This window comes from Lysobacter sp. Root690, assembly GCF_001427785.1.
Lineage (GTDB): Bacteria > Pseudomonadota > Gammaproteobacteria > Xanthomonadales > Xanthomonadaceae > Lysobacter.
On the sequence record NZ_LMHM01000012.1, the window covers coordinates 351937 to 376967 of the forward strand.

The window sequence follows — 25031 nt, forward strand, 5'->3', positions numbered from 1 at the left end:
AAACGCCGCCCGGAGGCGGCGTCGTTGCAAGCTGGCAAGCGCTGAAAGCGCCGCGCTTACTTGATGTTGTCGAGCATCCAGTCGACCGTCGCGGCGACCTGCTGCGCGCTCAGGGCCGGGTTGCCGCCCTTCGCGGGCATCACGCCGCTGGTGCCGGTGAAGCCTTCCAGCGCGTGCTTGTGCAAGGTGTCCTTGCCCTTCGGAATGCGCGCGGCCCAGTGCGAGGCATCCAGGGTCGGAGCGCCGCCGGCGCCGGACTTGTGGCAGCCCGCGCACAGGTTGTCGAAGATCACCTTGCCGTCGAGGGTGCCGTCGTAGGCGACCTGCGAGGCGGCCTTGGCCGCCGCCGCGGCGACCGCGGCCTGCTGCGAGGCCGCGCCGGTCGCGCCGGCGTAGACCGCGCCGACCGGACCGATCCGGTTTTCGGTGCGCTTGGCCGCGCGCGGGTCGATTTCCTGCGGCAACTGCTTGTGGACGAAGTAGGCCGCGATCATCAGGCCGAGGGTCACCAGCATGAGAAAGCCGATCACCATCGAGAATTTCTTCAGGAATTCGAGGTCGTAATTGCGCACGATCCACCTATTGCGTGTACCCCGTCCGGGGCACATAGAGCCATCGACGAGGCCGCTACCGGGGATCGGCGCGGCCGCTGCACGGACCCGCCGAGACGACGCCGCCGGCCGTCTGCACTGCGCAGGGGCCACGGGCCGGGAATGCCGGTCGGGTAGTTCCGCCGAACAGTTTAGCTCAAGCGCGCGCCGCGCGGGCTGGACCGCGACGCGAGCCGCCGCGCGCCACCGGATCGGCCGCAAACGCGCGCCGCGCCTGGCTCGCGCGCGATCGCGCGCCCATGACTTGCGACCTATGCGCCTTCCATGCGCCTTGCGCCGCCCGCCGCCCGCCCCTATAACCTTTGCGATCCATGAGCTCGGTCACGGACGATGATCGCTGGACCCGCGACGGCGCCCCGCCGCCGCGCCCCGCGATCCGGACGCCCCCGCGCCTGTCAGCCTTTCCCTTCAAGGACCGACCTATGTCCCGCTGGACCACACAAGAACTGTTGACCCGCCTGGGTGCCTCCTTCGGCGCCGACAATGTCGAAGAAGTGCCGACCGCCGACGGCGCGATCCAGGTGACCCTGCCCGACAGCGGCGACCTGGGCATCACCATCGCCCTGACCGATCGCGAGATCTTCGTCTCCACCCCGCTGGTCGAAGCCGGCCAGGTCCGCGACGCGGCCGGTTTCAACGAAGCCTGCCTGCGCCTGAACCCGATCAACCCGCTGTCCAACCTGGGCCTGACCACCATCAACGAACGCGACGTCTATATCGTGTTCGGCGAAATGGCGCCCGATTCCACCGCCGAGCAGATCGAGCTGGAAATCCGCACCCTGGCCGACAACGCGATCGACGCGGTCGAAGCCCTCAAGTCCTATCTGGTGACCGCATGAGCATCCTGCAGAAAATCCTGACCCTGTTCCGCGGCACCGCGCACGAGGCCGGCCAGGCCGTCGTCGACGCCAACGCGCTGAAGATCCTCGACCAGGAGATTCGCGACGCCGGCACCGAGCTGATCCGTTCCAAGGAAGAGCTGACCAAGGTGATGGCGCAGCGCCAGCTGCAGGCCAACCGCAGCAAGGACCGTTTCGCCAAGAAGGCCGAGTACGAGACCTACATCGCCGGCGCGCTGCGCAAGGGCGACGAGACCCTGGCGCGCGAAGTCGCCGAGCGTCTTGCGGTGGTCGAGACCGACCTGAAGAATGACGAGCAGGCGATCAACAGCTACGACGCCAGCATCAACCAGCTCAAGACCGCGATCACCGCGACCGAGCGCAAGCTGGCGCGGGTCAAGCAGCAGGTCGACACGGTCAAGGCCACCGAAGCGGTGCAGCGCGCCCAGACCGCGGTCGCCGCGCGTCATTCCGGCGCCACCGGCAAGGTCACCACCGCGCTGGATTCGCTCGAGCGCATCCAGACCCGCCAGGCCGAGCGCGGCGCGCGCCTGCAGGCCGCCGCGCAGCTGGAATCGGAAAGCGGCGACGGCGACCTCAACGCCAAGCTGGCCAACGCCGGCCTGCTGCCGGAATCGACCAGCGTCGAGAACATCCTCGAGCGTTTCCGCGAAAAGCCGGTGCAGCAGCTCAGCCACGAGCCGCTGTCGCTGCCGGCGGTGGAAGTGAAGGAAACCGACAAGGTCGAGCGCAAGGAATAACGGCGGCTCGCGGGCCTGCGGCGGTCGATGGCCGTCGCGGGTTCGAGGTCGGGCGGTTGCAAGGCGATTGTGGTGTTGCCGTTGGTCTTGCTGTCGCCGTTGCTCTTGCTCGTCATTCCCGCGAAGGCGGAATCCAGAGACTTCAGCGCCATCTCACCAGAACGTCATTCCCGCGAAAGCGGGAATCCAACGACTTTCGTGCGAGAACGCTTAAAGTCTCTGGATTCCCGCCTTCGCGGGAATGACGGCTTGAAGAATCGCGGTGCATTTGGAAATCAGCAACACTCCAAAGCAACGCGAACAGGCAGCACGACCAGCTACACGGCAAGGCAACGCAGCAACGAAGCGAGCCAACCCCCCTCGCATCATCGGCGCCAAGCCGCGTGGCATGGACGTAACCAGGCGAACCGGCTGACATGATCGTAATCGGCAAACTCTTCCGCAGCCTGCGCGGCCATCTGCGCCGGATCAGCTGGGGCGTGGTCGCCGCCGCGCTGGTGCTGCACATGACCGGCACCTGGCTGCTGCTGGCCTGGGCCGGCGAAGACAAGCTGCTGGGCTGGGATTCGTTCGTCTACTACTACATGACCACCGCCAGCACGATCGGCTACGGCGACCTGTCGCCGGGCACGCCGGCCGGACGCTGGGCGGCGGCCTTGTTCGTGATGCCCGGCGCGATCGCGCTGTTCGCCTCGGTGCTGGCCAAGACCAGCGCCGGTCTGCTCAATTTCTGGAAGCGCCATCAGGTGGGCAAGATGAGCTACGAGGACATGCACGGCCACACCGTGCTGATCGGCTGGCACGGCCGCGAAACCCAGCGGCTGGTGCAGCTGCTGCTGGCCGACACCCACACCGACGACGAAGGCATCGTGCTGATCGCCGAAGGCCTGAGCGAGAACCCGCTGCCCGAGCAGATCCGCTTCATCGCGGTGGAGTCCTACGCCGATTGCAACGAATACCCGCGCGCCGCGATCGCCCAGGCCGCGCGGGTGATCGTCCACACCGATCACGACGACCGTTCGCTGGCGGCGGTGTTCGCGCTGATGGCGCACAAGCCCGGCGCGCACGTGGTCGCGCATTTCGAATCCGCGGCGGTCGCGCAGCTGGTGCGCAGCCATTACCCGCATGTCGAATGCACCCGGCCGCTGCACGTGGACGTGATCGCGCGCGCCGCGCAGGACGCCGGCAGTTCGCTGGTCGCCGGCGAATGGCTCGGCGCGGGCGGCCCGACCCAGTTCAGCCTGCAGGTGCCGGCCGATGCCGCGCCGGTGCGCGCCGGCCTGCTCGCGGCCGCGTTTCGCGCCCAGTCGGCGCTGTGGATCGGCTACCGCGACGGCCGTACCGCCGCGCCGGTGCTCAATCCGCCCGATCACGATGAGATCGCGGCGGGCACATTGTTGTATTACCTTGCCGACGCGCGTATCGACAGCGCGCGGGTGCCGTGGGCCTCGCTTGCGGCGGCCGCGGTTTGAAGCGGGCTGAATTGACAGGGCCGATTCAATACGACCTGATTTAACACGACTTGATTCAACACGACTTGATTGAATACAGCCCGATTGAATACAGCCTGTTCAATACGGTCTGATGCAAGGTGGGTCGATCGATAACGAATCGATCGCGAGCGGATCGATTCAAAGCCTGACGAGGTAAACGCAATGGGTTGGTTGGACGGATTGTTCGGCGGCAAGAAACAGACCTCGCAGACGGCGGCGTTGCCGTTCGCGCACGAATTGCCGCTGGGCCTGCGCATCAATGGCCGGGTCGCGTTCGACACCCTGCCGTTCCGCGCCCATCCGCAGGCCTGGACCGTGCGCCTGCCCGAGGGCCACCAGGGCATCCCGTGCTACGGCCACATCGACCTGGGCGGCGGCCACGCGCTGCACCGGTTCTATCTCGACGAAGACGCCTATCTGCAGGTCAGCACCGCCAGCGGCCAGGTCGAGGGGATCAAGGCGTTCGTGTTCCAGGAAACCGTGAACCCGGCCAACCAGGCCGAATTCAAGCGTTTCATCCACGAGCATCCGCACCTGGGCGCCGACCATATCGACTACGCCGGGCGCACCTGGTATCGCGAATTCGGCGACCAGCTCGGCACCGGCGGCAAGGCGCCGCCGGTGATCTACGACGAAGTGCTGTACCGCCACGACCCGCCGCGTCGCGACGACGACCTGACCCACTACGCCATGCTGTACCGGCGCGAAGTGCCCGAGCTGGACCGCGAGGAATTCCTGCTGGTCACCGCCGAGGACTACGGTCCGAGCGAGTTCGTGGTTACCTATGCGATCGGCATCGATCTGACCACGGCCGATATCGACGTTACCTGAGCGCAGGCGCGCTGCTCCAGCGCGAACGCTTCCACCGCATCACTCCGCCGCAAGGACTCTCTCCATGGACGCACCGATCACCGCCCACAGCTTCCTCAATTTCCTCGCCTACGCCGGCATCGGCATCGGCGTGCTGGTGCTGGCCGCGCTCGCCCTGGTGCTGATCACCCCGCACCGCGAACTGAGCCTGATCCGCGAAGGCAATAGCGCCGCGGCGACTGCGTTCGCCGGCACCCTGATCGGCCTGGCCTTGCCGCTGCATTCGGCGATCTCCAACTCGGTCAGCCTGATCGACGCGGCGATCTGGGGCGCGGTGTCGGTGGTGGTGCAGGCGGTCGCGTTCCTGCTCGCGCGCCTGGTCGCGCCCAAGCTGTCGCAGCAGATCACCCTCAACCAGACCGCCGCCGGCATCTTCTCGGCCGGCGTATCGGTCAGCGTCGGCCTGATCAACGCCGCCGCCATGACCCCGTGAGCGCCGCCATGACTGTCCACGATCGCAACAGCAAACGTTCGCGCCAGCTGCGGCTGGTGTTGATGGCGGTGTCGGTGCCGGCTGTGTTGACCGGCTGCGGCGACGACGAACCCAGCGGCAAGGTGCTGACCTCGCGCGAGGATTGCGCGGCGCAGACCGAGATCTCGCCGGCCGAATGCGAGAAGGCTTACCAGCAGGCGCTGGTCGAGCACGAAAAACTCGCGCCGCGGTTCGAAAGCGAGAAAGAGTGCAACGACCAGTTCGGCGCCTGCCAGCCGGCGCCGCTCGCCGCCAACGCCAGCACCAGCAGCCACAGCTACATGCCGTCGATGTCGGGCTTCCTGATCGGCTACGCGCTCAGCCAGGCGATGCAGCCGCGCGGCTACTACGGCATCGGCGGCGTATCGCCGCTGTACCGCGATTACCGCAGCGGCGGTTATCTGCGTCCGGGCGGCGAACTGGTCGGCAAAAGCAGCGGCACGGTCTACGGCAAGCAGGGCAACACCGCGTTGCCGGCGCGCGCGATGACCGTTTCGCGCGGCGGTTTCGGTTCCAGCGCGGCCGCGCGCGGCGGCTTCGGCGGCAGCCGCAGCAGCGGTTCCAGCCGCGGCGGTTGATTCGAGCCCGGGGTCGGCCCCACATCCAGGTCGTGCTCGCGCGCGCCGAACCGTTCGGCGCGCGGCGATCGCAATGTTCATCGGAGCGGCATGAAACGCATCCTTACGACCCCGCGCGCGGATTGGCGCGAACAGGCCCAGTCGCTGGGTTTCCACTTCCACACCATCGACGGCGAAGCGTATTGGGACGAATCGGCGTACTACGCCTTCGGCCTGCGCCAGATCGAGGACGACATCGAGCAGCCCACCCAGGAGCTGCACGACATGTCGATGGCCCTGGTCGACGAAGTGGCCGGTTCGGAGGAACTGCTGACCCGGCTGGCGATTCCCGCCGATTACTGGGACTTGATCGCCGCGTCTTGGCGCCAGCGCGAGCCGCATCTGTACGGGCGCATGGACTTGGCCTACAACGGCCGCGGCCCGGCCAAGCTGTACGAACTCAATTACGACACCCCGACCTCGCTGTACGAAGCAGCGTACTTCCAATGGCTGTGGCTGGAGCAGGCGATCGCGCGCGGCGCTCTGGCTGAGGGCAGCGATCAGTACAACCGCATCCAGGAACTGCTGATCGAAACCTTCGCGACCTTGTCGCGCGAAAAACGCATCGCCACGCCGGTGCATTTCGCCGCGGTCGAGGACTCGATCGAGGATCAGGGCACGGTGCGTTATCTGCGCGACTGCGCCGAACAGGCCGGCGTGGACACGCTGGAACTGAGCATCGAAGGCATCGGCCTGAGCAAGGAGGGCTGGTTCACCGACGGCGAGGACCGGGTCATCAAGACCTTGTTCAAGCTGTATCCGCTGGAGTGGATGTTCGTCGAGGAATACGGCGCCAAACTGGCCGCCTCGCAGGTGCAGCTGATCGAACCGGCGTGGAAGGCGATCCTCAGCAACAAGGGCGTGCTGCCCTTGCTGTGGGAACGCCATCGCGACCATCCGAATCTGCTCGAAGCGCATTTCGAGGACGCCGCCGCGCGAGCTGGCGAACTGGCCGCGGGTTGGGTGCGCAAGCCGCTGTTCTCGCGCGAAGGCGCCAACATCGAACTGGTCAGCGCCAGCGGCGAACGCCTGCGCAGCGACGGCCCGTATCAGGACGGCCCGACCATCCGCCAGGCGCATCACCCGTTGCCGCGTTTCGACGGCGACGACGGCGCGGCGAATTACCCGTTGATCGGCAGCTGGGTCGTCGCCGATCAGGCCGCCGGCATGGGCATCCGCGAAGACGCCAGTCCGATCACCCAGGACACCTCGCGCTTCATGCCGCACGCGATCGTCGAAGACTGATCGCGCTCGCCCGCATCGCGCGCGATGTGCGATGCGGGGCGTTCGGCCTGCCCGCGGACGGGTAGCCCCTGTTCCAGAACGTGAGTCCCGGGAAGGCGGCTCTGCCTTACTTCGGCGAAGCCGAATATCCACAGACTTCAACCTCATCCTTCAGCGCCGTCACTCCCGCGTTCGCGGGAATGACGGTTTGGGATGCACCGGGAGTGTCGCACAATGCCGCCGATCCGCTTCGCGATCGGTCTCGCATCGTGTGAAGCGCGCAGGCACACGAATGAATCCATACGCCCAGGTACGAACGAACGCGGCCCGTCGTCGTGGCGTAGACATACTTCGTGCACAAACGAAATGCATCGCTTGCAAGAGTTCACCGAACTCTGCGTAACCGCACAGTTTTGCACACGATTTTCCCTCGCTCGCGCATGCCACGGCTTGCGCTATGGATCGAGGATGCGCTCAGCGCCGACGCCACCGCCGCTGTCCGCCGCCGATCCGTTCGGCTTTCGATTTACTTTGAGGGGAAGTCACGTATGTCATTGCATTCCAATCTGCCCAAGCGCGCCGTGCTGAGTTTCGCCCTGGCCGCGGCGCTGGTCGCGCCCGCCGTCCATGCCGCCGACGCGCGCAAGGCTTCGGCGATGAGCCAGGCGAGCGGCCTGATCGCCAACCATCTCAATGCGTTGCAGGGCAATAGCGAGGACAGCTTCGAGGCGCGCGACGCGATCGTCGACCGCGACGGCACCGAGCATGTCCGCTTCGATCGCAGCTTCCGTGGGCTGCGGGTGATCGGCGGCGACGTGGTGGTCAAGTCGCAGCGCGGCCAGTTGCGTTCGGCCCTGCTGACCCTGCGCAGCAAGCAGCGCCCGTCGCTGACCCCGCGCATCAGCAAGGACGATGCCGCGGTCGAGGCGGGCGCGCGCTTCGGCGGCCGCATCGAGCANCGCCAAGCCGGTGCTGGCCTACGAGGTGATCGTGCAAGGCGATGGCAACAGCCGCCATTCGGGTCTGGTGAAGTATTACGTCGACGCGGCCAGCGGCAAGGTGCTCGACGTGCAGGACCAGATCCAGACCGCCGCCGCGACCGGCACCGGCCGTTCGCTGTACTACGGCAACCTGAGCATCTCCACCGATCAGAAGAGCGCGACCAAGTACGACCTGATCGACACAACCCGCGGCAGCGGCAGCGTCTACGACGCCAAGGGCGCGGCGATCTCCAACCTGTTCGACATCCTCTCGGCGACCTCCAACGCCACCTTGATGACCGACACCGACAACACCTGGGGCAACAACACGACCAGCGATCGCGCGACCGTCGGCGTCGACATCCACTACGGCGTCGGCGTGACCTGGGATTACTACAAGAACGTGCATGGCCGCGCCGGCCTGGCCGGCGATGGCAAGGGCATCAAGAGCTACGCCCACACCATGTTCAAGACCTCCAGCGGCGGCAACAGCGGCGTCAACGCGGCTTACGTGGATCTGGTCAAGAGCATGTTCTACGGCGACGGCGATGCCGCGCGCGGCTACGGCCCGGTGGTCGGCATCGACGTGGCCGGTCACGAGATGACCCACGGCGTGACCGCGGCGACCTCCAAGCTGGCCTATTCCGGCGACGCCGGCGGCCTCAACGAAGCCGCGTCCGACATCATCGGCACGCTGGTCGAGTTCTACGCCAACAACGCCAGCGATCCGGGCGATTACCGCATCGGCGAGAAGATGCGCAGCGACGGCAAGGCGTTCCGCGACATGTACAACCAGGCCTCCGACGGCAAGTCGTTCAACTGCTACATCGCCGGCGGTTTCAATCCCAACCTGTCCGACGGCGCGCACAACCCGCATTACACCTCGGGGGTGGGCAACCTGTTCTTCTACTTCCTGGCCGAAGGCTCGGTTGCGCCGGCCGGCACCGGCCTGAACCCGGCGCAGATGGCCTGCAACGGCGACGCCGGCATGACCGGCATCGGCCGCGACAAGGCCGGCAAGATCTGGTATCGCGCGCTGACCGCGAAGTTCACCTCCAGCACCACCTACCCGCAGGCGCGCGCGGCGACGCTGGCGGCGGCGGGCGAGCTGTACGGCAACGGTTCGGCCGAGCAGAACGCGGTGGCGCGGGCGTGGAGCGCGGTCAAGGTCAACTGATCGACGCTGTCCACTTCAAGCTGCGCCGCTTCAAGTCGTACCCGCTTCAAGTTATAATGTTTCAAGCTGCACCGCGCGCATGCCGGTGCGCGTAATGGCAACGGCCCGCCTCGGCGGGCCGTTGTCGTTCGGGTTTGCGGTGACTTGGCGAGTCTTCGGCGCTTCTTCGGCGTTCTGAGGCACGCGGCGGCCGCGCGTCAGTGCCGGTCGTCGTAGATCGCCGGGATCTTCACGGTTTCGCCTCCCTGGGTGATGAACACATCGACCGAGTGGGTGATGCCCAGCACTTCGCCGTCTTCGACGAAACGCTCGATCAGCTTGCCGGGCACCACGCGCACACTCACGCTCTCGCCCGTATAGGTGCCGGCGTAACGCACCTCGCGGTGCGGCGATTCGGACTTGCGTCGTACCTGATGGGTCTTGCCGTTGAAGCTGACATAGGCGCCGTCTTCGGCATCGCCGCAGCGGTCGGTGAAGAACGAAATCGTCGGGTTCGTGGCGGCGTTCTTCAGGCAGGTGCGATACGCGGCGGGGTCCTTGTTGACCGCGCAGTAGGCCTCGTCGTACTTGCGATTGCCCGCGCTGCGCTTGCTGACGATCGTGGCCGCGACGCAGTCGCTGCCCGGATCGTCGGTGGGGACGATGTCGCCGCCAGCCAGGCTCTGGCCGCTGAGCAGACACAAGACCACGCAAAAGATCGTTCTCATCCAGGCACCTGTGTTGAATCCGTTCGTCAGGAGGGCGCGCCGGCGAGTTCGTGGACGCAAGCGTCCGAGCCGGCGCGTATCGCCATCGCATGCCACGGCCGAGACCGACCGGGCCGCGCGTTCGACGGCTCACTTTAGATCACCGCGCGCCGCAGGTGGCAAGCCGCCGCGGGCGCCGGGGCGTACGGCGAAGGTGCGCCCGGCGGAGGCGGGACGGGTAAAAAGCGCGAACTCCCAACGGATCCGCAGTTTTGCCGTGATCCACCCCCTGAATGGCGCCTCATGGCACCTGAAATATGCCGAATATCGAAACCGGACCCGGCGCCGCGCCGGGCCGTAGCGACCCAAGGCCAAGGAGTAAGGACGCCATGACTACCCGGTTCAAACAGGAAGGACTCTCTCTCGCCATCGCCGCGACGCTGCTGACCGCGCCGCTCGCCCACGCCGCCGACGCCGGCCTCGCCGCCAAAGACGCCGCGACCGCGCAGGCGCGCAGCCTGATCGCCGGCAACCCCGGCCTGCTGCGCGCCAGCGCCGCCGACCGCTTCGAAGCGCGCGACGTCGTGATCGACCGCGACGGCACCCAGCACGCGCGCTTCGCCCGCAGCTATCAGGGCTTGCGCGTGATCGGCGGCGACGTGGTGGTGAAGTTGCAGCGCGGCGAGCTCAAGTCCGCGCAGCTGACCTTGCGCAGCGCGCAGCGTCCATTGCTGAGCGCGCGCGTGATCGGCAAGGATCAAGCCGCGATCGAAGCCGGCGCGCGCTTCAACGGACAGGTCGGCAAGATCCACGGCAACGAACTGGTGGTGTATGCGCGCGGCGCGACGCCTGTGCTCGCCTACGAGGTCACCGTGCAGGGCGACGAGACCGAACAGCATTCCGGCTTCGTGACCTATTACGTCGATGCCAGCGACGGCCGCGTGCTCGACGTGCAGGACCAGTTGCAGACCGCGGCCGCGATCGGCACCGGCAAGTCGTTCTACTACGGCAACCTGAGCCTGCCGACCGACCAGAAGAGCGCGACCAAGTTCGATCTGATCGACACCACCCGCGGCAGCGGCAAGGTCTACGACGCCAAGGGCGCGGCGATCTCCAACCTGTTCGACATCCTCGGCGCGACCCTCGGCGCGACCTTGTTCACCGACGCCGACAACACCTGGGGCAACAACACCCTCAGCGATCGCGCCACCGTCGCCACCGACATCCACTACGGCGTCGGCGCGACCTGGGATTATTTCAAGAACGTGCACGGCCGCCTGGGCTTGTACAACGACAACAAGGGCATCAGCAGCTACGCCCACACCAACTTCAAGACCTCCACCGGCGGCACCACCGGCGTCAACGCGGCCTATTTCGCCCTGACCAAGGTGATGTTCTACGGCGACGGCGACGCCAGCCGCGGTTACGGCCCGATCGTCGGCATCGACGTGGCCGGCCACGAGATGTCGCACGGGGTCAACGCGGCGACCGCGAACCTGGCCTACTCGGGCGATGCCGGCGGCTTGAACGAAGCCAATTCCGACATCCTCGGCACCTTGGTCGAGTTCTACGCCAACCACCCCAACGACCCGGGCGATTACCGCATCGGCGAGATCATGCGCACCGGCGGGCTGGCATTCCGCGACATGTACAACCAGGGCGCCGACGGCAAGTCGTTCAATTGCTACATCGGCGGCAGCGGATTCGATCCGAATCTCGCGGCGGGCGGCATCCACGACCCGCACTACACCTCCGGCGTCGCCAACCGCATGGCCTATCTGGCGATCGAAGGCGCGGTGACTCCGGCCGGCACCACGCTGACCCCGGCCCAGCTCGTGTGCAACGGCGACACCGGCATCGTCGGCATCGGTCGGGACAAGTTCGGCAAGATCTGGTATCGCGCGCTGACCACCAAGTTCACCTCCAGCACGACCTACCCGCAGGCGCGCGCGGCGACCCTGGCCGCCGCGGCCGAGTTGTACGGGGCCGGTTCGCCGGAGCAGACCACGATCGCGCGGGCCTGGAGCGCGGCCAGCGTCAACTGAGGGCTGCGCCGCCGAGCGTCGGTTTCAATCGGTGCGCGGCGGCGCGATGCCGCATCGCCTTGCGACGGCCCGCTTCGGCGGGCCGTTTTGCGTCGAGAGCCGATACCATGAGCCGAGGCAGTCGTTTGATTTCCAGCGATATAGCCGCGATTACGTTCCGCGTTGCACCCGATCTTCGTAACGGACCCCTCATGCGTTTACCGTGTCGCCCGCATTCGCCCACCCGCCGCATCGCCGCGATCGCCATCGCACTACCGCGCGACGCGAGAGTCTGAGCGCATGCATCCGAACCATGACGCCTTCCTCCGCGAGGCCGCGCCGTTCGATACGCAGGTAAGAGGCCAACCACTGACCGGTTACGCCTGCCGTTTCCGCCTCGACGCCTACGACGACGCGCTGTACCCCGGCCATGGCTTGCGCCTGCCGCCCCAGCTCGCGCGCGCGGTGGCCAAGCGGCGCGGCGAATTCCTCGCCGGCCGGATCTGCGCGCGGCGCGCATTGGCGCGGCTGGGGATCGCTTCGGCCGATATCGCGATCGGCCCGGATCGCGAACCGCTGTGGCCGGCCGGGGCGATCGCCTCGATCTCGCATGCCGGCGACCGCGCGGTCTGCCTCGCGAGCGCCGATCCGCGGGTGATCGGCCTGGGCATCGACATCGAATCGCGGATCGATGCGCGTCTGGCCGGGGAGATTCGCGGCGTGGTCGTCGACCACGCCGAACAGGCGCTGATCGAGGCCGGCTTCGACGATGCCGTGGCCGGATTGGCGGCGGCGTTTTCGGCCAAGGAAGCCTTGTACAAGGCGCTGTACCCGCAGGTGCGCGCGTTCTTCGGCTTCGAGGCGATGCGGCTGGCGCGGGTCGACGAAGGCCGCCTGGGTTTCCTGGCCGCGATCGATCTGTCGCCGACGGTGCGGGCCGGGCAGGCCTTCGAGGTCGATATCGCCTTCGAAGACGGCGGCGTGCGTTCGATCGCCTGCTGCCTGCGCACCAGCGACTGAGCGCCGTTCGCCGCCGCCGCGACGGTCGCGCACGCGGCCCGATCGCGATGAGCCATCACCGAACCACCGCCGCGCCCGGGCTTTGTACGACAATGGCCGGATCATGCGTTGCCTGTTGATCGATAACTACGACTCCTTCACCTGGAACCTCGCCGACCAGATCGGGCGCGCGTTCGGCCAGGCGCCGACCGTGCTGCGCAACGATGCGTGCGGTTGGGAGCAACTGCGGGCCGACCAGGACTACGACTGCATCGTGGTCTCGCCCGGTCCGGGCAGCGTCGAGCACGAGGCCGACTTCCACGTCGCGCGCCAGGCGATCGCGCACAGCGCGCTGCCCTTGCTCGGGGTCTGCCTGGGGTTCCAGGGCATCGCCTACGCCGAAGGCGGCCGCATCGCGCATGCGCCGCAGCCCTATCACGGCCGGGTCTCGCGCCTGCATCACGACGGCAGCGAGCTGTTCGCCGGTTTACCCGAATCGTTCGACGTGGTCCGCTATCACTCGCTGATCGCGGCGGCGCCGCTGCCGCCCGCGTTGCAGGCGACCGCGCACACCGACGACGGCCTGATCATGGCCCTGCGCCATCGTCATCGCCCGCAATGGGGCGTGCAGTTCCATCCCGAATCGATCCTGAGCGAACACGGCATCGACCTGATCGCGAATTTCCGCGATCTGGTGCGGCGGCATCACGGCCGCGCCTTCGTCAGTCTCGCCGCGCCGGTGATACAGCCGCCGCCGGCCGCGCCCATCGCACCGCCGCACGCCTTGCAGCTGTGGTGCAAGCCCTTGGACGCGAAGCTCGATCCGGAAACCGTGTTCAACGCGCTGTACGCGCGGCAGCGCAACAGCTTCTGGCTCGACAGCCAGGATGCGGTCGAGGAGCGCGCGGCGTGTTCGTTCATGGGCGCGGTCGACGACGAGGACCTGCTCGCCTACCGCATCGCCGACGACGATGCGTCGCTGTCGACAGGACATGCCTTGTTCGATCGCATCGAACGCGAACTCGAGGCGGCCCAGATCGACGAGCCGATGCCGGCCGACGCCGAAAACGCATTGCCGTTCGATTTCCGCGGCGGCTTCATCGGCTGGCTGGGTTACGAGATGAAGGCGCTGTTCGATGGCGACGGCAATGGCGACAGCGGCAGCAACGCCGGCACGCCGTTGCCCGATGCACTGTGGATGCGCGTGCATCGATTCCTCGCCTTCGATCATCGCCGCGGTCGCGCCTGGGCGATCGCGATCGCCGCGCCGCATACCGCGCAGGCGGCCGACGCGCAGCGCTGGCTCGAGACGATCGCCGCGCAGGCGGCATCGACTCTTGCCCAGCCCGCGCCCGAGCCGGCATCGCCGGCCGCGCCGCTGGATGCGCTCGAAGTCGACATGGACCTGGGCCACGACGATTACCTGGCCGCGATCGAACACTGCCGCCGCGCCATCGTCGACGGCGAGTCCTACCAGATCTGCCTGACCAATCACTTCCGCTTCCGCGCGCAACTCGATCCACTCGCGTTGTACCTGCGTCTGCGTCGCGGCAACGCGGCGCCGTTCGGCGCCTATCTGCGCAGCGGCGAACACCACGTGCTGAGCACCTCGCCGGAACGCTTCCTGCGTGTCGACCGTGGCGGCCGCATCCAGACCAAGCCGATCAAGGGCACGATGCGCCGCTCCGACGACCCGCGACTCGATGCGCAGTACGCGCGGCATCTGGCCGAGTCGGTCAAGGATCGCGCCGAAAACCTGATGATCGTCGACCTGATGCGCAACGATCTCAACCGGGTCGCGGTGCATGCCACGGTCGAGGTGCCGAAGCTGCGCGAAGTCGAAAGCTATCGCACGGTGCACCAACTGGTCAGCACGGTCGAGGCGCAGTTGCGGCCCGATCGCAGCCTGATCGACCTGCTGCGCGCGACCTTCCCCGGCGGCTCGATCAGCGGCGCGCCCAAGCGCCGCACCATGCAGATCATCGATCGGCTCGAACGCAGCGCGCGCGGCGTCTATTGCGGTTCGATCGGTTATCTGGGCTACAACCGCGTCGCCGATCTCAACATCGGCATCCGCACCTTGTCCTACGACGGCGACAGCGTCGCGTTCGGCGCCGGCGGCGCGATCACCTGGCTGTCCGACCCGCAGGCCGAGTTCCAGGAAGTGCTGCTCAAGGCCGAAGCGGTGCTGCGGCCGCTGTGGGGCTTTCTGGCTCGGCCCGATGCCGGCTTCGCCTACGAGCTCGATGGCGAGCGTTTGCGGCTGCATCGGGTCGCGCGCTGATCGGCGCAATGGCGGCGCCGGCCGGATTCACAATCGCCGATTCAGCCAGCTTCCGGCCTTCATGCAATCGCAATTCGGCGCGGTCTGCATCGCCCACGCGCATGCCGGTGTGATCGCGGTTCCACACACGACAGGTCGCCGAATTCGCGATTGACACCGTTCTTGTGCCATGGGTATAGACAACAGGCAGCCGACATGGAAGTCGCGTGGTTTCCGGCTTCGGCGTCGCTGCATCCACGCCATCGGCGACATCACCTGAAGAGGGACACCATGAAAAAGGCGATCGATATCCCCGTGTTCAAGCCGCGCCCGCTCATCGAAGACGCCAGCAAGGTCATCTTCGAGCAGCAGATCAAGGTCGAGCTGACCGCCAAGGAAAAATCCTTCCTGGACCAGTACGCGAAGTAAGCCGGCGACGGTTTGCTGTCGGGCGCGCGGCACGGACTTGTTCGTGCCGCCGCGCTACGCGCAAGCCCGGTCGAGCAAGGAGCGACGCCATGATTCCACTGGAACGCGAACGATCGCTGGCCGACGCCGATGCGGTGATCCGCGGCTACGTGCGCGATCAGGGCTGGCGGATGCAGATCGAGGTGCTCGGCGAGGGCATCGCTTCGACCGTGTGCACCTTGTACGACGCCGACGGTGTCGCCATCAGCAACGGCTTCGGCAAGGGCGAGGCCGCCGCCTCGCTGACCGGCGCGATGTATGAAGCGGTCGAGCACTACTACACGCGCAAGCCGCCGGCCGACGAACCCATCGCGCTGGTGCCTTCGCAACAATTCGCCCAGGACCCACGTTACGCCGGCCTGCCGTTCGTGGCCGCGTTCGAGGCCAATCCGCAACAACAGCTGGCCTGCCGCGCTTATCGCCGCCTCGACGAGCACGGCCCTGGCGAGGACAACGTGCCGGTGCCGTTGTTCATGACCTACCCGGCGTATCTGCACAATCTGGTCGAGGGCGACGACTTCGATTACACCAGCGCGATCCGCTTCAGCTCCAACAGCGGCGTGGCGATCGGCGCCAGCCTGGAGGAAGCCGCGGTCCACGCGATCGGCGAACTGGTCGAGCGCGATGCGTGGTCGCTGTTCCTGATCGCGCATTACCTGGGCGATCCGACCCGCCTGGGCGTGATCGTCGATCCGCAGTCGCTGCCCGACGAGGTCGCGCGCATCCACCGCGCGGTGTGCGGGCAACTCGATCGCGAGGTGTGGCTGATCGATGTGACCACCGACCTGCAGTTCCCGGCCTTCATCGCCACCACCGCCGACATCCTCGCCGACGAGGAAACGTTTCCCTGCGGCTACGGCGCGTCGCTGTACGCCGCGCATGCCGCGACGCGCGCGTTGACCGAACTGGTGCAGTGCATCGACATCAAGTCGCGCACGCCGAAGATGCGCGAGTACAGCCGGCTCGCGCTGGATACTTTGAGCGAATACCGCAAGCTGCGCGATTGCGCCTATTTCCAGGTCCGCGCCGACCGGCTGGAACGGGTCGACTGGGCCCATCCCGCGCGCGCGCCGATGCCGCCCAAAGCGATGCTAGCCGCCATGATCGCGCATCTGCGTCGGCATGGCATCGGCGTGTACTACGCGATCAACCAGCACGCGCCGGGCGCGTTCTGCATCGTCAGCTGCGTGTCGTTCGAACTCGAACGCTTCTTCATGGTGAGTTCGGGCATCGCGATGGGCCCGGGCCGGCGCGGCATGGACCTGCTGGAAGGCCGTCTGCGGGTGCCGGCGTTGGCGCCATCGGCTTGAATGCCGCGATCGGAATCCTGCGAGTCGGGGCTGATGATTCGAAACGCCGATGAGGTGAGGCCAATGACTTGAAGTCGGCGTCGCGTTCGTCGCGGCGCCGGTACCACCTCACGCTTCAGCCGCCGTAACGCGGGTAGACAGCGGGGAACCCGCTGGGCGCGCGCTCGTGATCGTTCTTGTTCTTCAACGTGGTGGCCTTGCGGCATTGGCGCGCGGCGCGCTGGGTGCCGGCCGGATCGGCCGCGTCGATGCAAACCTTGGTGCCGTCGCGTTCCATCAGCGCCTGTCCGCCGCCGAAGTCCGTGACTGCGTCGTACACGAACTCGCTCAGCGGCCGTCCCTGCGCATCGAGCAGCGCGAACTTGCCCGCGCGCGACACCGCGATCAGACCCTTGAGGTCCCAGGTCACTTCGATATCGCGCTGGTCGTAAACCAGTCGCCCCCGGGTGTCGAACAGCTCCAGCCGATAGCGCGCGGGATTGGCCTTGCGGTACTGCATCTTCTGGTACTGGTTGAGCGTTTCTGGCTCCGGATTGAGCAAGGTCGAATAGCCCACGGTGCGGCCGTAGAACGAACCGCCCGCGCGCGGCATGCGCACGCCGCTGAGGAAATTCACCGCAACGCTGCGGTGCTCGCGTTCGAACAGCATCGCCCAACCTTCGTCGAGGCCTTCGACATCCACGTTCGGCGAAATATCGAAGTATTCGATCGGCAGCACCGTCCGGCCGCGCGCATCCAGCAAGCCGGTGCGATAGCGCTTGGGTTCGCCCGCCGTGCTCACGTCGCGTTCCACCAGATACCAGGAGACCGTGGGCCGGGATTGGGTGTGGCGTTCGAAGATGCGGCGATAGTCAAACGGGACGACGGTCTTGCCGTCGGTGTCGATCACGCCGTAACGCTCGGCATCGGCATCACCACCGGGCGGCTTGATGATCGCGACGGCCTGGCCGTTGACAAAGTTCAGCTCCCTTTCGAACAGCGTGGTCGCGGTTTGCCGGCCCTGCCGGTCGAAACTGCGCAAGCTTTGCAGGCCGATCGCGCCGAAACCGTCGGCGCCGCGATCGATGATGTGTTGATAGCCGATCGGGATCACCACCCGGTTCTTCCGATCGACGATGCCGAAAGCCTGCTCATCGTGTTTGTGAATCCGCGCCAGGCGCAAACCGTCGCCGTAAGTCGCGACCGTCTGGTGCGCCGGCGCCGGCTGCCCCTGTTCGACGATCGGCGCCGGCTCGCGCTGCGGAATCTGTTTGCCCGACAGCGCCTGGTAATAGCGCACCGGCGCGCAGCCGGCGGCCAGGGCGCAGGACAAGGCGAATGCGATCAGGCGGAGCGAGGCGTTGCGCATCGGAGGCCGACATTGGGGGCTGGCTGATGATTAGCACGAATCGGCGCTCGCGGTATCGGCGAACGGGCTCGCGCGACCTCGGCCGCGACCGAACAAGCGTCGCGGCTTGTGCGCGATATTCCATCTCGCGTGCAGTAGGCTGGGCGTCCGCTCAACCGACGCAGGACGCCCATGCCGAAACGCTCGCCCGCCGACGCCGTGGCCGGCCACGGCACCGACCTGCGCGGCATCGGCCGCCTGACCATCGACGCCATCACCGGCGTGACCGATCTGGTCGAATCCGTCCACGCCACCATCGTCGCCCTGCCGTCGCCGCTCGGCGCCGCGGTGCGCGACCCGACCCGCGGCATCACCGGCCTGGTTTACCGCAGCGTGCGCGGCATCACCCGCTTCGTCGGCGACGGACTGGACCTGGCGCTGGCCCAGTTCGCGCCGCTGCTGAACCGGATCGACTCGCTGCCGCAGCGCGGCGCGGTGGTGTCCGCGCTCAACGGTGTGCTCGGCGACCATCTGGCCGCGACCGGAAATCCTCTCGCGATCGACATGCACCTGCGTAAGGACGGCCGGCCGCTCAAGCTTGGGCGCAAATCCCTGGCGGCGGCCTACCCGCAAGCCACCGGCAAGATCGTGGTGCTGATCCACGGCCTGTGCATGAACGACCTGCAGTGGAACTGGAACGGCCACGATTACGGCGCCGCGCTCGCCCGCGATGCCGGCTGGACGCCGGTGTACCTGCATTACAACACCGGTCGCCATATCTCCAGCAACGGCCGCGAGCTGTCGGCGCAACTCGACAAACTGCTGCGCGAATGGCCGGTGCCGGTGGAACGTTTCGCGATCGTCTGCCACAGCATGGGCGGACTGGTCGCGCGCAGCGCCTGCTACCACGCGCAGCGCGGCAAGCGGCAGTGGCTGAGCCGGCTCGACAGTCTGGTGTTCCTCGGCACCCCGCATCACGGCGCGCCGCTGGAGCGCGCCGGCAGCTGGTTCGACATGCTGATCGGGCTGAGCCCATACACCGCGCCGTTCGCGCGGCTCGGCAAGATCCGCAGCGCCGGCATCCAGGACCTGCGCCACGGCAACCTGATCGAAGCCGACTGGCGCAAGCACGGCGACGACGGCCGCCGCGATCCGCGCACGCCGTTGCCGCTGCCGGAATCTGTGCGCAGCTACGCGATCGCGGTATCCACCGATAAAGAAGGTGCATCGAACGTCGGCGGCCTCGCGGCGGCGCAACGCTTCAGCGGCGACACCCTGGTGCCGGTCGCGAGTGCGCTGGGGCTGCATCCCGATCCCGCGTTCGATCTGCATATTCCCAAGAGCCATCGCTGGATCGGCCATGGCCTGCACCATCTCGACCTGCTTGGGGATGCGCAGGTGTATCGGCGGATTCGTCGCTGGCTGGGGTGAGCGGTCGTTGTTCGGGGTGGATGGCGTGATGTTGCGTTCGCCGTTTACGTGAATTCGTGGTCGCGGCTTGCGCCGCTCCTACAGTCGGACGCGCGGGCTTAGTCGATCCTTCCACACGCGACGCCAGTGGCGATGTCCCACTGTAGGAGCGGCGCAAGCCGCGACCGCGCCATCTCGCTGGCGACGATTCGTCGACCGGCCTGGCGTGCATCCGATCCGACGCGCCGCGCCCACGCCGCAGCCCGCGCTCAATCGTCGCGCCGCGAGCCGACCAGGCGCAGAAAGGTTTCGTGCTGATACCGGCTCATGCGCAGCTGCTGGCCGTTGTCCATGGTCACGACATGGTGGCCGTTGAACCACGGATGGATAGTCCGCACCCGTTGCACGTTGACGATCGCCGAGCGATGCACGCGGGCGAAGCGGCGCGGATCCAGGCGCGCGGCGAGCGCGGACATGGTCTCGCGCAGTTCGTGGATGCGATCGACCAGGTGGATCTGCACCGTGTTGCGGTTGGCCTTGATCCAGACGATGTCGTCGACCGCCACGAAGATCACGTGTTCGTCGACCCGCACCGCGATGCGTTCGAGGTACTCGTCGCGTTGGCGCAGGCTTTCCAGCGCCTGCAGGATCCGCGCTTGAGCGTCGCCGGCCGCGGACAAGCGCGACTTGGCGCGTTGCAAGGTCGTGGCGAAGCGCTCGCGACTGAACGGCTTGACCAGGTAGTCGACCGCGTTAGCCTCGAACGCGCGCACCGCGTATTGCTCGTAGGCGGTGACGAAGATCGTCGCCGGCATGCGCTGCGCGCCGATCGCCGCGACCACGTCCAGCCCGGTCATCGCCGGCATCTGGATGTCGAGGAACACCAGGTCGGGCGACTGGTTGCGGATCGCCTCGACCGCGGACGCGCCGTCGCCGCATTCGCCGAGCACGTCGATCTCGGCGTCGGCGTCGAGCAGACGCACGATCGCGCGGCGCGCGATCGGTTCGTCGTCGACCACCAGCGCGGTGAGGCTCATGCGCCAATATGCTCCGGTTCGTCGTCGGCCGAGTCGAGCTCGCGGAACGGCAGCCGGATGCGGCAGGCCACGCCCTGCGGCCAGATCAGGTCGAGACGCAGCTGCGCGGCATCGCCGTACAGTTCCTGCAAACGCAGTTGCGTGTTGGACAGACCGATGCCGTGGCCCGCGCCGTCGCCTTCGGACGTGCGTTCGGTATCTAGCGTGCTGTTGTGATTGCGCACGTCGATGCACAGCTGATCGCCTTCGCGCCGGCAATCGATCTCGATCCGGTCGCTGCCGACGCGGCGGCCGATGCCGTGGCGGATCGCGTTCTCGACGATCGGCTGCAGCACCAGGCTCGGTACCGCGCAGTTCACGGTATCGGGCGCGACATAGATCTGCGTGGTCAGCCGATCCTTGAAGCGCACGCGCTGGATGCCGAGGTACAGGTCCAGCAGTTCCAGTTCGCGTTGCAGGCTGATTTCCTGGCCGTCGTAGTCCTCCAGGAACGCGCGCAGCAACTCGCTCAGGCGCAGCAGCATGTCTTCGGCCGACACGGTGTCCTCGTTGAGCAAGGTCACGATGGCGTGCAGGGTGTTGAACAGGAAATGCGGCTGCAACTGGGTCTTGAGCACCTGCAGCCGCGACCGCGCCAGTTCGGTCGCGAGCCGGCTGGCTTCGACCTCGCGGCGGGCTTTCTCGGCCTGGTAGTGCAAGGAATGCTGGATGGCCAGCAGCGCCCAATAGGTCATGAAACCGGTCGCCGCGTAGCGGCCGATGTACTGCTGCAGTTGCTCGCCGAACGAGCCCGGCTCGGTCATCGTCGATACCGTCGCGCCGATCGCCAGCGCCAGCGCGGTCACGCCGGCGCCGCTGAGCAGATGCGCGGTCAGCGCGCGCAGCGGCGTCGGCGGCTGGATCGGCCGGCGCGCGGCCAGACGAAACACCATCGGCGCCAATGCGGCCCAGGTGTACCACTGGATCATCGACCAGCGCAGGTAATCGAGGATCGACCACACCGTCGAGCCGAGCAGCGCGTCGTGCACCAGGCCTTGCAGCGCGAACACCAGCACCACCGCCGACCACAGGCCGAGGTAGCGGCGCAGGCCGATGACGGTGTCGCCGAGCTGGATGTTCATGAGCGGCCGATGCAGCGGAGTCAGCGCCGATCCTAAGCGCCTGCACGCGCTTCGAACAGCATTGGTTCGCGTCGCTACGATTGGTCCGGCCGCAGCGACGATTCGTCCCGAACGCGTGGACCGGCGCGGCCCGGGCCGGCTGTGATGCGCGCATCGGAGCGCCGGCGGATGGCGTCGGCGCCCGAGCCACCACCATCCCGCACCGGAGTCTGGCCATGCGATCGTCCCGCGCCGCAGTTCTGACCGTTGTCGCCGTGTTCTCGTTCGCCACCGTCCTGCCCGCCCAGGCCGGCACGCGCACGCACTATTTCGAACTGATCAATCGCGCCCACGATCGCCTGGTCGCGTTGGCTATCGCGCCCGCCGGCAGCGACCGCTTTCAGCCCGAGCCGCTGGGCGAAGCGATCGACGGCGGCGGCGATTCGGCCACCATCGAATGGGCCGGCGAACAATGCGTCTACGATCTGCGCTTCACCTTCGGCAACGGCCGGGCGGTGGTGTACAGCGATATCGATGTGTGCCGCAATCGCAGCCTGCGCATTCAACCGTTGCGGCGGGGGCGAGCGGCGGCCGATGGCGTCGCCGTCGATGCATCGCCGGCCACGGCCGATGCGGCGCCCAATCCGTAAGAGCGGGCGTAGCCAATGGGCGCAGTGCGTCGGAGTCGAAGCGCTCCCGCATCATCTAAGTCCTTTGTGTCCGTATCGAATCGAGCGCGAATCGAACATCCGCGACCGCTCGCGCGTTGCTTGCGAACGAAAGTTCTCCCGGGTAGATTCGCCCCACCGCCGATGCGGCGCATGCCAAGGAAGACCGATGCCATTCCAACGCTCGCGCGACCGATCGCCGCATGTCGCGCAACGCTTGCGCCAATACACGCAGATCGAACGTAGTCGGTTGCTGCTATGCGTCGCGGTCTGCGTCATGGCGCTGACCGCGGCTACCGCTTGCAGTCGGGCTGATGGCGCGAGCGCCGGAAAACAGCCGTCCACGACCCCGACGACCTCGTCGCGGCAAGCCGCAATCCCACCGGCCGACGCCATGACCGCGATCAAGAACGCAATAGACACCGTGGTGGCCGCCGACACCCTGAGCGTCGACTACGTCGAAACCTTGCTGTCGGTGCGACTGAAAAAAGAGTCCGACAACGGATCGTTCACCTTCTACGCCGCGAGCGGCGGGCGGTTCGCCGGGCTGGTGGTGAAGGCGGTCGATTTGCGGATCAGCGACAGCGACCCCGCCAACAGCATGCTGGTGATCGAACTGGCCCAGCCCGGTCCGGACGCGAACGAGTTCGCCCGGCGTTTCTGGACCAAGCCCGACTACATGCCGCCGAGTCCGCATTCCCGGGCGTCGTCGGGTTACTGGTCCACCCGGCAGGGCGGCAACAAGATCAGCATCGGCCACCCGTTCGATCACGATCACATCAACAGCGTCGTGATCGATCGCATTGCCGATACGCCGTGTCCGCCCGAGGTATGCGAGCCCGCACCGCTGCCGCCGCTTCCGAAGTCGTCGTGATTCGTACGCGCCGCGCGGACGCGCCGCACGCGGCGGCGCGTCCGCCGATGGCTCATCGCAGGTTTACAGCCCGAGCGAATTGAGCGCCGTGCGCAGATTCGGCAGCGGGCCGATGTGCCCACCGCCGGTCTGTACCGTGCCGGTCGCAATCAGCGCATCGCGCATCTGCTGCGGGGTGGCGATAAAACCCCGGATCTTGAGGATGCCCGACAGCGCGACCACCGTGCTCGCCACGATCGGCGTCGCGCTGGAGGTGCCGTCGAAACTGCCCGTGTAGTGCGAATTGATGCCGGCGCTGTACAGGCTGCCGTAACCGGTCGTGGTCACGCATGCGCCCCAACCCTGCAGATTGACCCGCGCGCCGTAGCTTGAAAACGACAGCTTCGCGCGCTCGGCTACGCCGCTGTTGCACGCGGCCACGCTCGGTCCGCCGGCACCGACGATGATCGCTCCCGAATCCGGGCGGCCGTTCGGGAACGGCGATCCGAAGCAGGCGGCGTTGTCGAGGTTCATGTTGCCGTTGCCGGCGGCCTGGATCACATGGATGCCGCGCGAAGTCGCCAGCGCGATCGCGTCGTACACCGACGGTATCCATTCCACCGGCACATAGCCGCCGCAACCGGGCGGGCCGAACGCCTGCTGTTCGAGCACCATCACATCGCCGGGCAACAGTGCGTAGGCCGCGGTGAACACCGCGTTGGCGGGGTCGTAGCCGCGTTCGACGTTGTACGCGTTGGTGTACTGGGGAATGGCGTCGGGCACCAGGCCGGTGACGCCGAAGCCGTTGCTGTCGGCGGACAGGATGCCCATCACCGCGGTGCCGTGGTCGGTGTTGCCGAACGGATCGACCGCGGTGCCGTTGGCGATGCGCGCGCCGGGCTGGCGCAGTTTGGACAGATCCTCGTGGTCGGTGTTCCAGCTGTATTCGATATCCAGCACGCGAATGTTCGCGCCGCCGCCGCCGGAGTAGTTCCAGCCGTAATCGGTGTCGACGCCGTTGCTCGCGATCGGCCCGCGGTACTGCTGATAGGCGTTGAAGTTGGGCGTGGGCGGCGGCACCGCCAGCGGCGCCGGGTAGGCGATCTCGACCAGCGCCATCGCGTTGAGTTGATCGGTCACGCGCGCCGCGTCCTGTCCCGGGCGCAGCCGCAGCCGGTACCACTGGCTCAAGTCGGCCAGGGCGCGGCCTGAGCGCTGCTGCGCGTCCTTGCTGGTGGATGCGAGCGTCGCGGGCGAAGCGCGGAACAGCGGCTCGACCGTCGCGATCGGGCCGGCGCCGGCGGTGAGTGCGTCCAGCACCGAGCCGCGGCCGTGCGTGGCCGACGACAGCCGCCCGTTGACCAGGCCGATGCCGCTGCCCTGGACGAACTTGACCTCGATGAACTCGCGCGAGTGGTAACGGCCCAGCGTGGTCTTGGCCGGTTTGATCGGCGGCGAATAAGTAGCCGATGCGGCGATCGCGGCCGGTGCGATGGCGAGCGCCAGGGCCGCGGCGAGCAGGCGGTGAAGCGGTTTCAATGTACGTTTCATGGCAAACCTCCGTGTGGGAATCGTCCTGGTGATGCAAGCGCGATGATGTGGCGATCGCTGCTTGCGATGCGTTCTGGGTCTGCCGACCACGCCGCGTCGCGCGAAGCAGGCGACGGTTTGCGTGGATTCGCGATGGCTGTGCATGGCCGCGCCGATGCGGATGTCATCGAAGCGACGACGACGCTGAAGGCCGCGAAAACGATCCATGCGATGCGATGAAGATCGGAGCGATGCCTGGCTGAGTCGCAATGGCGATGGCAACGCGAGGGGCACACAGTAGCCAGTCCGCGT

At 67.1% G+C, this 25031-nt stretch carries 23 protein-coding genes; 17 read left to right on the forward strand and 6 right to left on the reverse strand.

Going from position 1 to position 25031, the window contains the following annotated elements; all coding sequences use genetic code 11:
* Positions 1-56 precede the first annotated feature (56 nt).
* Positions 57-572 carry a c-type cytochrome gene (locus ASD86_RS09355; protein ID WP_056109724.1) on the reverse strand — a complete coding sequence of 172 codons (516 nt, stop codon included), beginning with the start codon at positions 570-572 and terminating at the stop codon, positions 57-59.
* Positions 573-1033: 461 nt separating this feature from the next.
* Between ASD86_RS09355 and ASD86_RS09360 the strand changes: the two genes are divergently transcribed.
* The 8 genes from ASD86_RS09360 to ASD86_RS27755 all read left to right on the forward strand — a co-directional run bounded on the left by ASD86_RS09360 (position 1034) and on the right by ASD86_RS27755 (position 9044).
* Positions 1034-1450 carry a DUF2170 family protein gene (locus tag ASD86_RS09360; RefSeq protein ID WP_056109726.1) on the forward strand — a complete coding sequence of 139 codons (417 nt, stop codon included), beginning with the start codon at positions 1034-1036 and terminating at the stop codon, positions 1448-1450.
* Entirely contained in the window at positions 1447-2211 is a 765-nt protein-coding gene (locus ASD86_RS09365; RefSeq protein ID WP_056109728.1) for a PspA/IM30 family protein, read from the forward strand. Before ASD86_RS09360 ends, ASD86_RS09365 begins: the two co-directional genes overlap by 4 nt.
* A 416-nt stretch (positions 2212-2627) precedes the next feature.
* Entirely contained in the window at positions 2628-3683 is a 1056-nt protein-coding gene (locus ASD86_RS09370) for a potassium channel family protein (protein WP_056109730.1), read from the forward strand.
* Positions 3684-3866: 183 nt separating this feature from the next.
* Positions 3867-4535, forward strand: a complete 669-nt coding sequence (locus tag ASD86_RS09375; protein ID WP_056109732.1) for a DUF2491 family protein — start codon at positions 3867-3869, stop codon at positions 4533-4535.
* A gap of 64 nt (positions 4536-4599) precedes the next feature.
* Positions 4600-5007 (forward strand): DUF350 domain-containing protein, encoded by a 408-nt coding sequence (locus ASD86_RS09380; protein ID WP_036113111.1) that lies wholly within the window; start codon positions 4600-4602, stop codon positions 5005-5007.
* Between the two features lie 8 nt (positions 5008-5015).
* Positions 5016-5624: a DUF1190 domain-containing protein gene (locus ASD86_RS09385; protein ID WP_056109734.1), complete on the forward strand. Its 609-nt coding sequence runs from the start codon at positions 5016-5018 to the stop codon at positions 5622-5624.
* Positions 5625-5714: 90 nt separating this feature from the next.
* On the forward strand, positions 5715-6908 hold the full coding sequence (locus ASD86_RS09390) for a glutathionylspermidine synthase family protein (protein ID WP_056109736.1): 1194 nt from the start codon (positions 5715-5717) through the stop codon (positions 6906-6908).
* 1047 nt (positions 6909-7955) lie between these two features.
* Positions 7956-9044 carry a M4 family metallopeptidase gene (locus ASD86_RS27755; protein WP_235567734.1) on the forward strand — a complete coding sequence of 363 codons (1089 nt, stop codon included), beginning with the start codon at positions 7956-7958 and terminating at the stop codon, positions 9042-9044.
* A 197-nt stretch (positions 9045-9241) separates the two neighbouring features.
* On the opposite strand, the gene ASD86_RS09405 is transcribed toward ASD86_RS27755, so the two are convergent.
* Positions 9242-9751, reverse strand: a complete 510-nt coding sequence (locus ASD86_RS09405; RefSeq protein ID WP_157476375.1) for a hypothetical protein — start codon at positions 9749-9751, stop codon at positions 9242-9244.
* A 368-nt stretch (positions 9752-10119) separates the two neighbouring features.
* Here ASD86_RS09405 and ASD86_RS09410 point away from each other — a divergent pair, with 368 nt between their 5' ends.
* The 5 genes from ASD86_RS09410 to ASD86_RS09425 all read left to right on the forward strand — a co-directional run bounded on the left by ASD86_RS09410 (position 10120) and on the right by ASD86_RS09425 (position 16794).
* Entirely contained in the window at positions 10120-11775 is a 1656-nt protein-coding gene (locus ASD86_RS09410; RefSeq protein WP_056109744.1) for a M4 family metallopeptidase, read from the forward strand.
* Positions 11776-12054: 279 nt separating this feature from the next.
* Positions 12055-12774 carry a 4'-phosphopantetheinyl transferase superfamily protein gene (locus tag ASD86_RS09415; RefSeq protein ID WP_056109746.1) on the forward strand — a complete coding sequence of 240 codons (720 nt, stop codon included), beginning with the start codon at positions 12055-12057 and terminating at the stop codon, positions 12772-12774.
* A 103-nt stretch (positions 12775-12877) separates the two neighbouring features.
* Positions 12878-15037 (forward strand): aminodeoxychorismate synthase component I, encoded by a 2160-nt coding sequence (pabB, locus tag ASD86_RS09420; protein WP_157476379.1) that lies wholly within the window; start codon positions 12878-12880, stop codon positions 15035-15037.
* Positions 15038-15307: 270 nt separating this feature from the next.
* Complete coding sequence (locus ASD86_RS26565) at positions 15308-15445, forward strand: hypothetical protein (protein WP_157476381.1); 138 nt, start codon at positions 15308-15310, stop codon at positions 15443-15445.
* 89 nt (positions 15446-15534) lie between these two features.
* Positions 15535-16794: a YcaO-like family protein gene (locus ASD86_RS09425; protein WP_056109750.1), complete on the forward strand. Its 1260-nt coding sequence runs from the start codon at positions 15535-15537 to the stop codon at positions 16792-16794.
* A gap of 115 nt (positions 16795-16909) precedes the next feature.
* Here the strand turns inward: ASD86_RS09425 and ASD86_RS09430 are convergent, their stop codons facing one another.
* Positions 16910-18142 (reverse strand): WG repeat-containing protein, encoded by a 1233-nt coding sequence (locus ASD86_RS09430; RefSeq protein ID WP_056109752.1) that lies wholly within the window; start codon positions 18140-18142, stop codon positions 16910-16912.
* Between the two features lie 171 nt (positions 18143-18313).
* Here ASD86_RS09430 and ASD86_RS09435 point away from each other — a divergent pair, with 171 nt between their 5' ends.
* Positions 18314-19552, forward strand: a complete 1239-nt coding sequence (locus ASD86_RS09435) for a hypothetical protein (protein ID WP_056109753.1) — start codon at positions 18314-18316, stop codon at positions 19550-19552.
* Positions 19553-19800: 248 nt separating this feature from the next.
* On the opposite strand, the gene ASD86_RS09440 is transcribed toward ASD86_RS09435, so the two are convergent.
* Together ASD86_RS09440 and ASD86_RS09445 are read right to left on the reverse strand one after the other, a co-directional pair.
* Positions 19801-20568 carry a LytTR family DNA-binding domain-containing protein gene (locus ASD86_RS09440; protein ID WP_056109755.1) on the reverse strand — a complete coding sequence of 256 codons (768 nt, stop codon included), beginning with the start codon at positions 20566-20568 and terminating at the stop codon, positions 19801-19803.
* On the reverse strand, positions 20565-21689 hold the full coding sequence (locus ASD86_RS09445; protein WP_056109758.1) for a histidine kinase: 1125 nt from the start codon (positions 21687-21689) through the stop codon (positions 20565-20567). The genes ASD86_RS09440 and ASD86_RS09445 overlap by 4 nt, the downstream gene beginning before the upstream one ends.
* Before the next feature lie 80 nt (positions 21690-21769).
* On the opposite strand from ASD86_RS09445, the gene ASD86_RS09450 reads away from it, so the two are divergent.
* Together ASD86_RS09450 and ASD86_RS09455 are read left to right on the forward strand one after the other, a co-directional pair.
* Positions 21770-22318: a hypothetical protein gene (locus ASD86_RS09450; protein ID WP_157476383.1), complete on the forward strand. Its 549-nt coding sequence runs from the start codon at positions 21770-21772 to the stop codon at positions 22316-22318.
* A 412-nt stretch (positions 22319-22730) separates the two neighbouring features.
* On the forward strand, positions 22731-23210 hold the full coding sequence (locus ASD86_RS09455; protein WP_056109762.1) for a hypothetical protein: 480 nt from the start codon (positions 22731-22733) through the stop codon (positions 23208-23210).
* 63 nt (positions 23211-23273) lie between these two features.
* Here ASD86_RS09455 and ASD86_RS09460 read toward each other — a convergent pair whose 3' ends face one another.
* Positions 23274-24740, reverse strand: a complete 1467-nt coding sequence (locus ASD86_RS09460) for a S8 family serine peptidase (RefSeq protein ID WP_162253641.1) — start codon at positions 24738-24740, stop codon at positions 23274-23276.
* Positions 24741-24785: 45 nt separating this feature from the next.
* Here ASD86_RS09460 and ASD86_RS27225 point away from each other — a divergent pair, with 45 nt between their 5' ends.
* Positions 24786-24959: a hypothetical protein gene (locus tag ASD86_RS27225; RefSeq protein WP_162253642.1), complete on the forward strand. Its 174-nt coding sequence runs from the start codon at positions 24786-24788 to the stop codon at positions 24957-24959.
* Positions 24960-25031 lie beyond the last annotated feature (72 nt).

Coding starts and splice junctions, on each gene's coding strand:
- ASD86_RS09415 (WP_056109746.1), top strand. CDS start 12,055: ATGCATCCGAACCATGACGCCTTCCTCCGCGAGGCCGCGCCGTTCGAT.
- pabB (WP_157476379.1), top strand. CDS start 12,878: ATGCGTTGCCTGTTGATCGATAACTACGACTCCTTCACCTGGAACCTC.
- ASD86_RS09410 (WP_056109744.1), top strand. CDS start 10,120: ATGACTACCCGGTTCAAACAGGAAGGACTCTCTCTCGCCATCGCCGCG.
- ASD86_RS09360 (WP_056109726.1), top strand. CDS start 1,034: ATGTCCCGCTGGACCACACAAGAACTGTTGACCCGCCTGGGTGCCTCC.
- ASD86_RS09365 (WP_056109728.1), top strand. CDS start 1,447: ATGAGCATCCTGCAGAAAATCCTGACCCTGTTCCGCGGCACCGCGCAC.
- ASD86_RS09390 (WP_056109736.1), top strand. CDS start 5,715: ATGAAACGCATCCTTACGACCCCGCGCGCGGATTGGCGCGAACAGGCC.
- ASD86_RS09425 (WP_056109750.1), top strand. CDS start 15,535: ATGATTCCACTGGAACGCGAACGATCGCTGGCCGACGCCGATGCGGTG.
- ASD86_RS26565 (WP_157476381.1), top strand. CDS start 15,308: ATGAAAAAGGCGATCGATATCCCCGTGTTCAAGCCGCGCCCGCTCATC.
- ASD86_RS09440 (WP_056109755.1), bottom strand. CDS start 20,568: ATGAGCCTCACCGCGCTGGTGGTCGACGACGAACCGATCGCGCGCCGC.
- ASD86_RS09435 (WP_056109753.1), top strand. CDS start 18,314: ATGCCGAAACGCTCGCCCGCCGACGCCGTGGCCGGCCACGGCACCGAC.
- ASD86_RS09375 (WP_056109732.1), top strand. CDS start 3,867: ATGGGTTGGTTGGACGGATTGTTCGGCGGCAAGAAACAGACCTCGCAG.
- ASD86_RS09460 (WP_162253641.1), bottom strand. CDS start 24,740: ATGAAACGTACATTGAAACCGCTTCACCGCCTGCTCGCCGCGGCCCTG.
- ASD86_RS09380 (WP_036113111.1), top strand. CDS start 4,600: ATGGACGCACCGATCACCGCCCACAGCTTCCTCAATTTCCTCGCCTAC.
- ASD86_RS09445 (WP_056109758.1), bottom strand. CDS start 21,689: ATGAACATCCAGCTCGGCGACACCGTCATCGGCCTGCGCCGCTACCTC.
- ASD86_RS27225 (WP_162253642.1), top strand. CDS start 24,786: ATGTGGCGATCGCTGCTTGCGATGCGTTCTGGGTCTGCCGACCACGCC.
- ASD86_RS09430 (WP_056109752.1), bottom strand. CDS start 18,142: ATGCGCAACGCCTCGCTCCGCCTGATCGCATTCGCCTTGTCCTGCGCC.
- ASD86_RS09455 (WP_056109762.1), top strand. CDS start 22,731: ATGACCGCGATCAAGAACGCAATAGACACCGTGGTGGCCGCCGACACC.
- ASD86_RS09405 (WP_157476375.1), bottom strand. CDS start 9,751: ATGAGAACGATCTTTTGCGTGGTCTTGTGTCTGCTCAGCGGCCAGAGC.
- ASD86_RS09385 (WP_056109734.1), top strand. CDS start 5,016: ATGACTGTCCACGATCGCAACAGCAAACGTTCGCGCCAGCTGCGGCTG.
- ASD86_RS09370 (WP_056109730.1), top strand. CDS start 2,628: ATGATCGTAATCGGCAAACTCTTCCGCAGCCTGCGCGGCCATCTGCGC.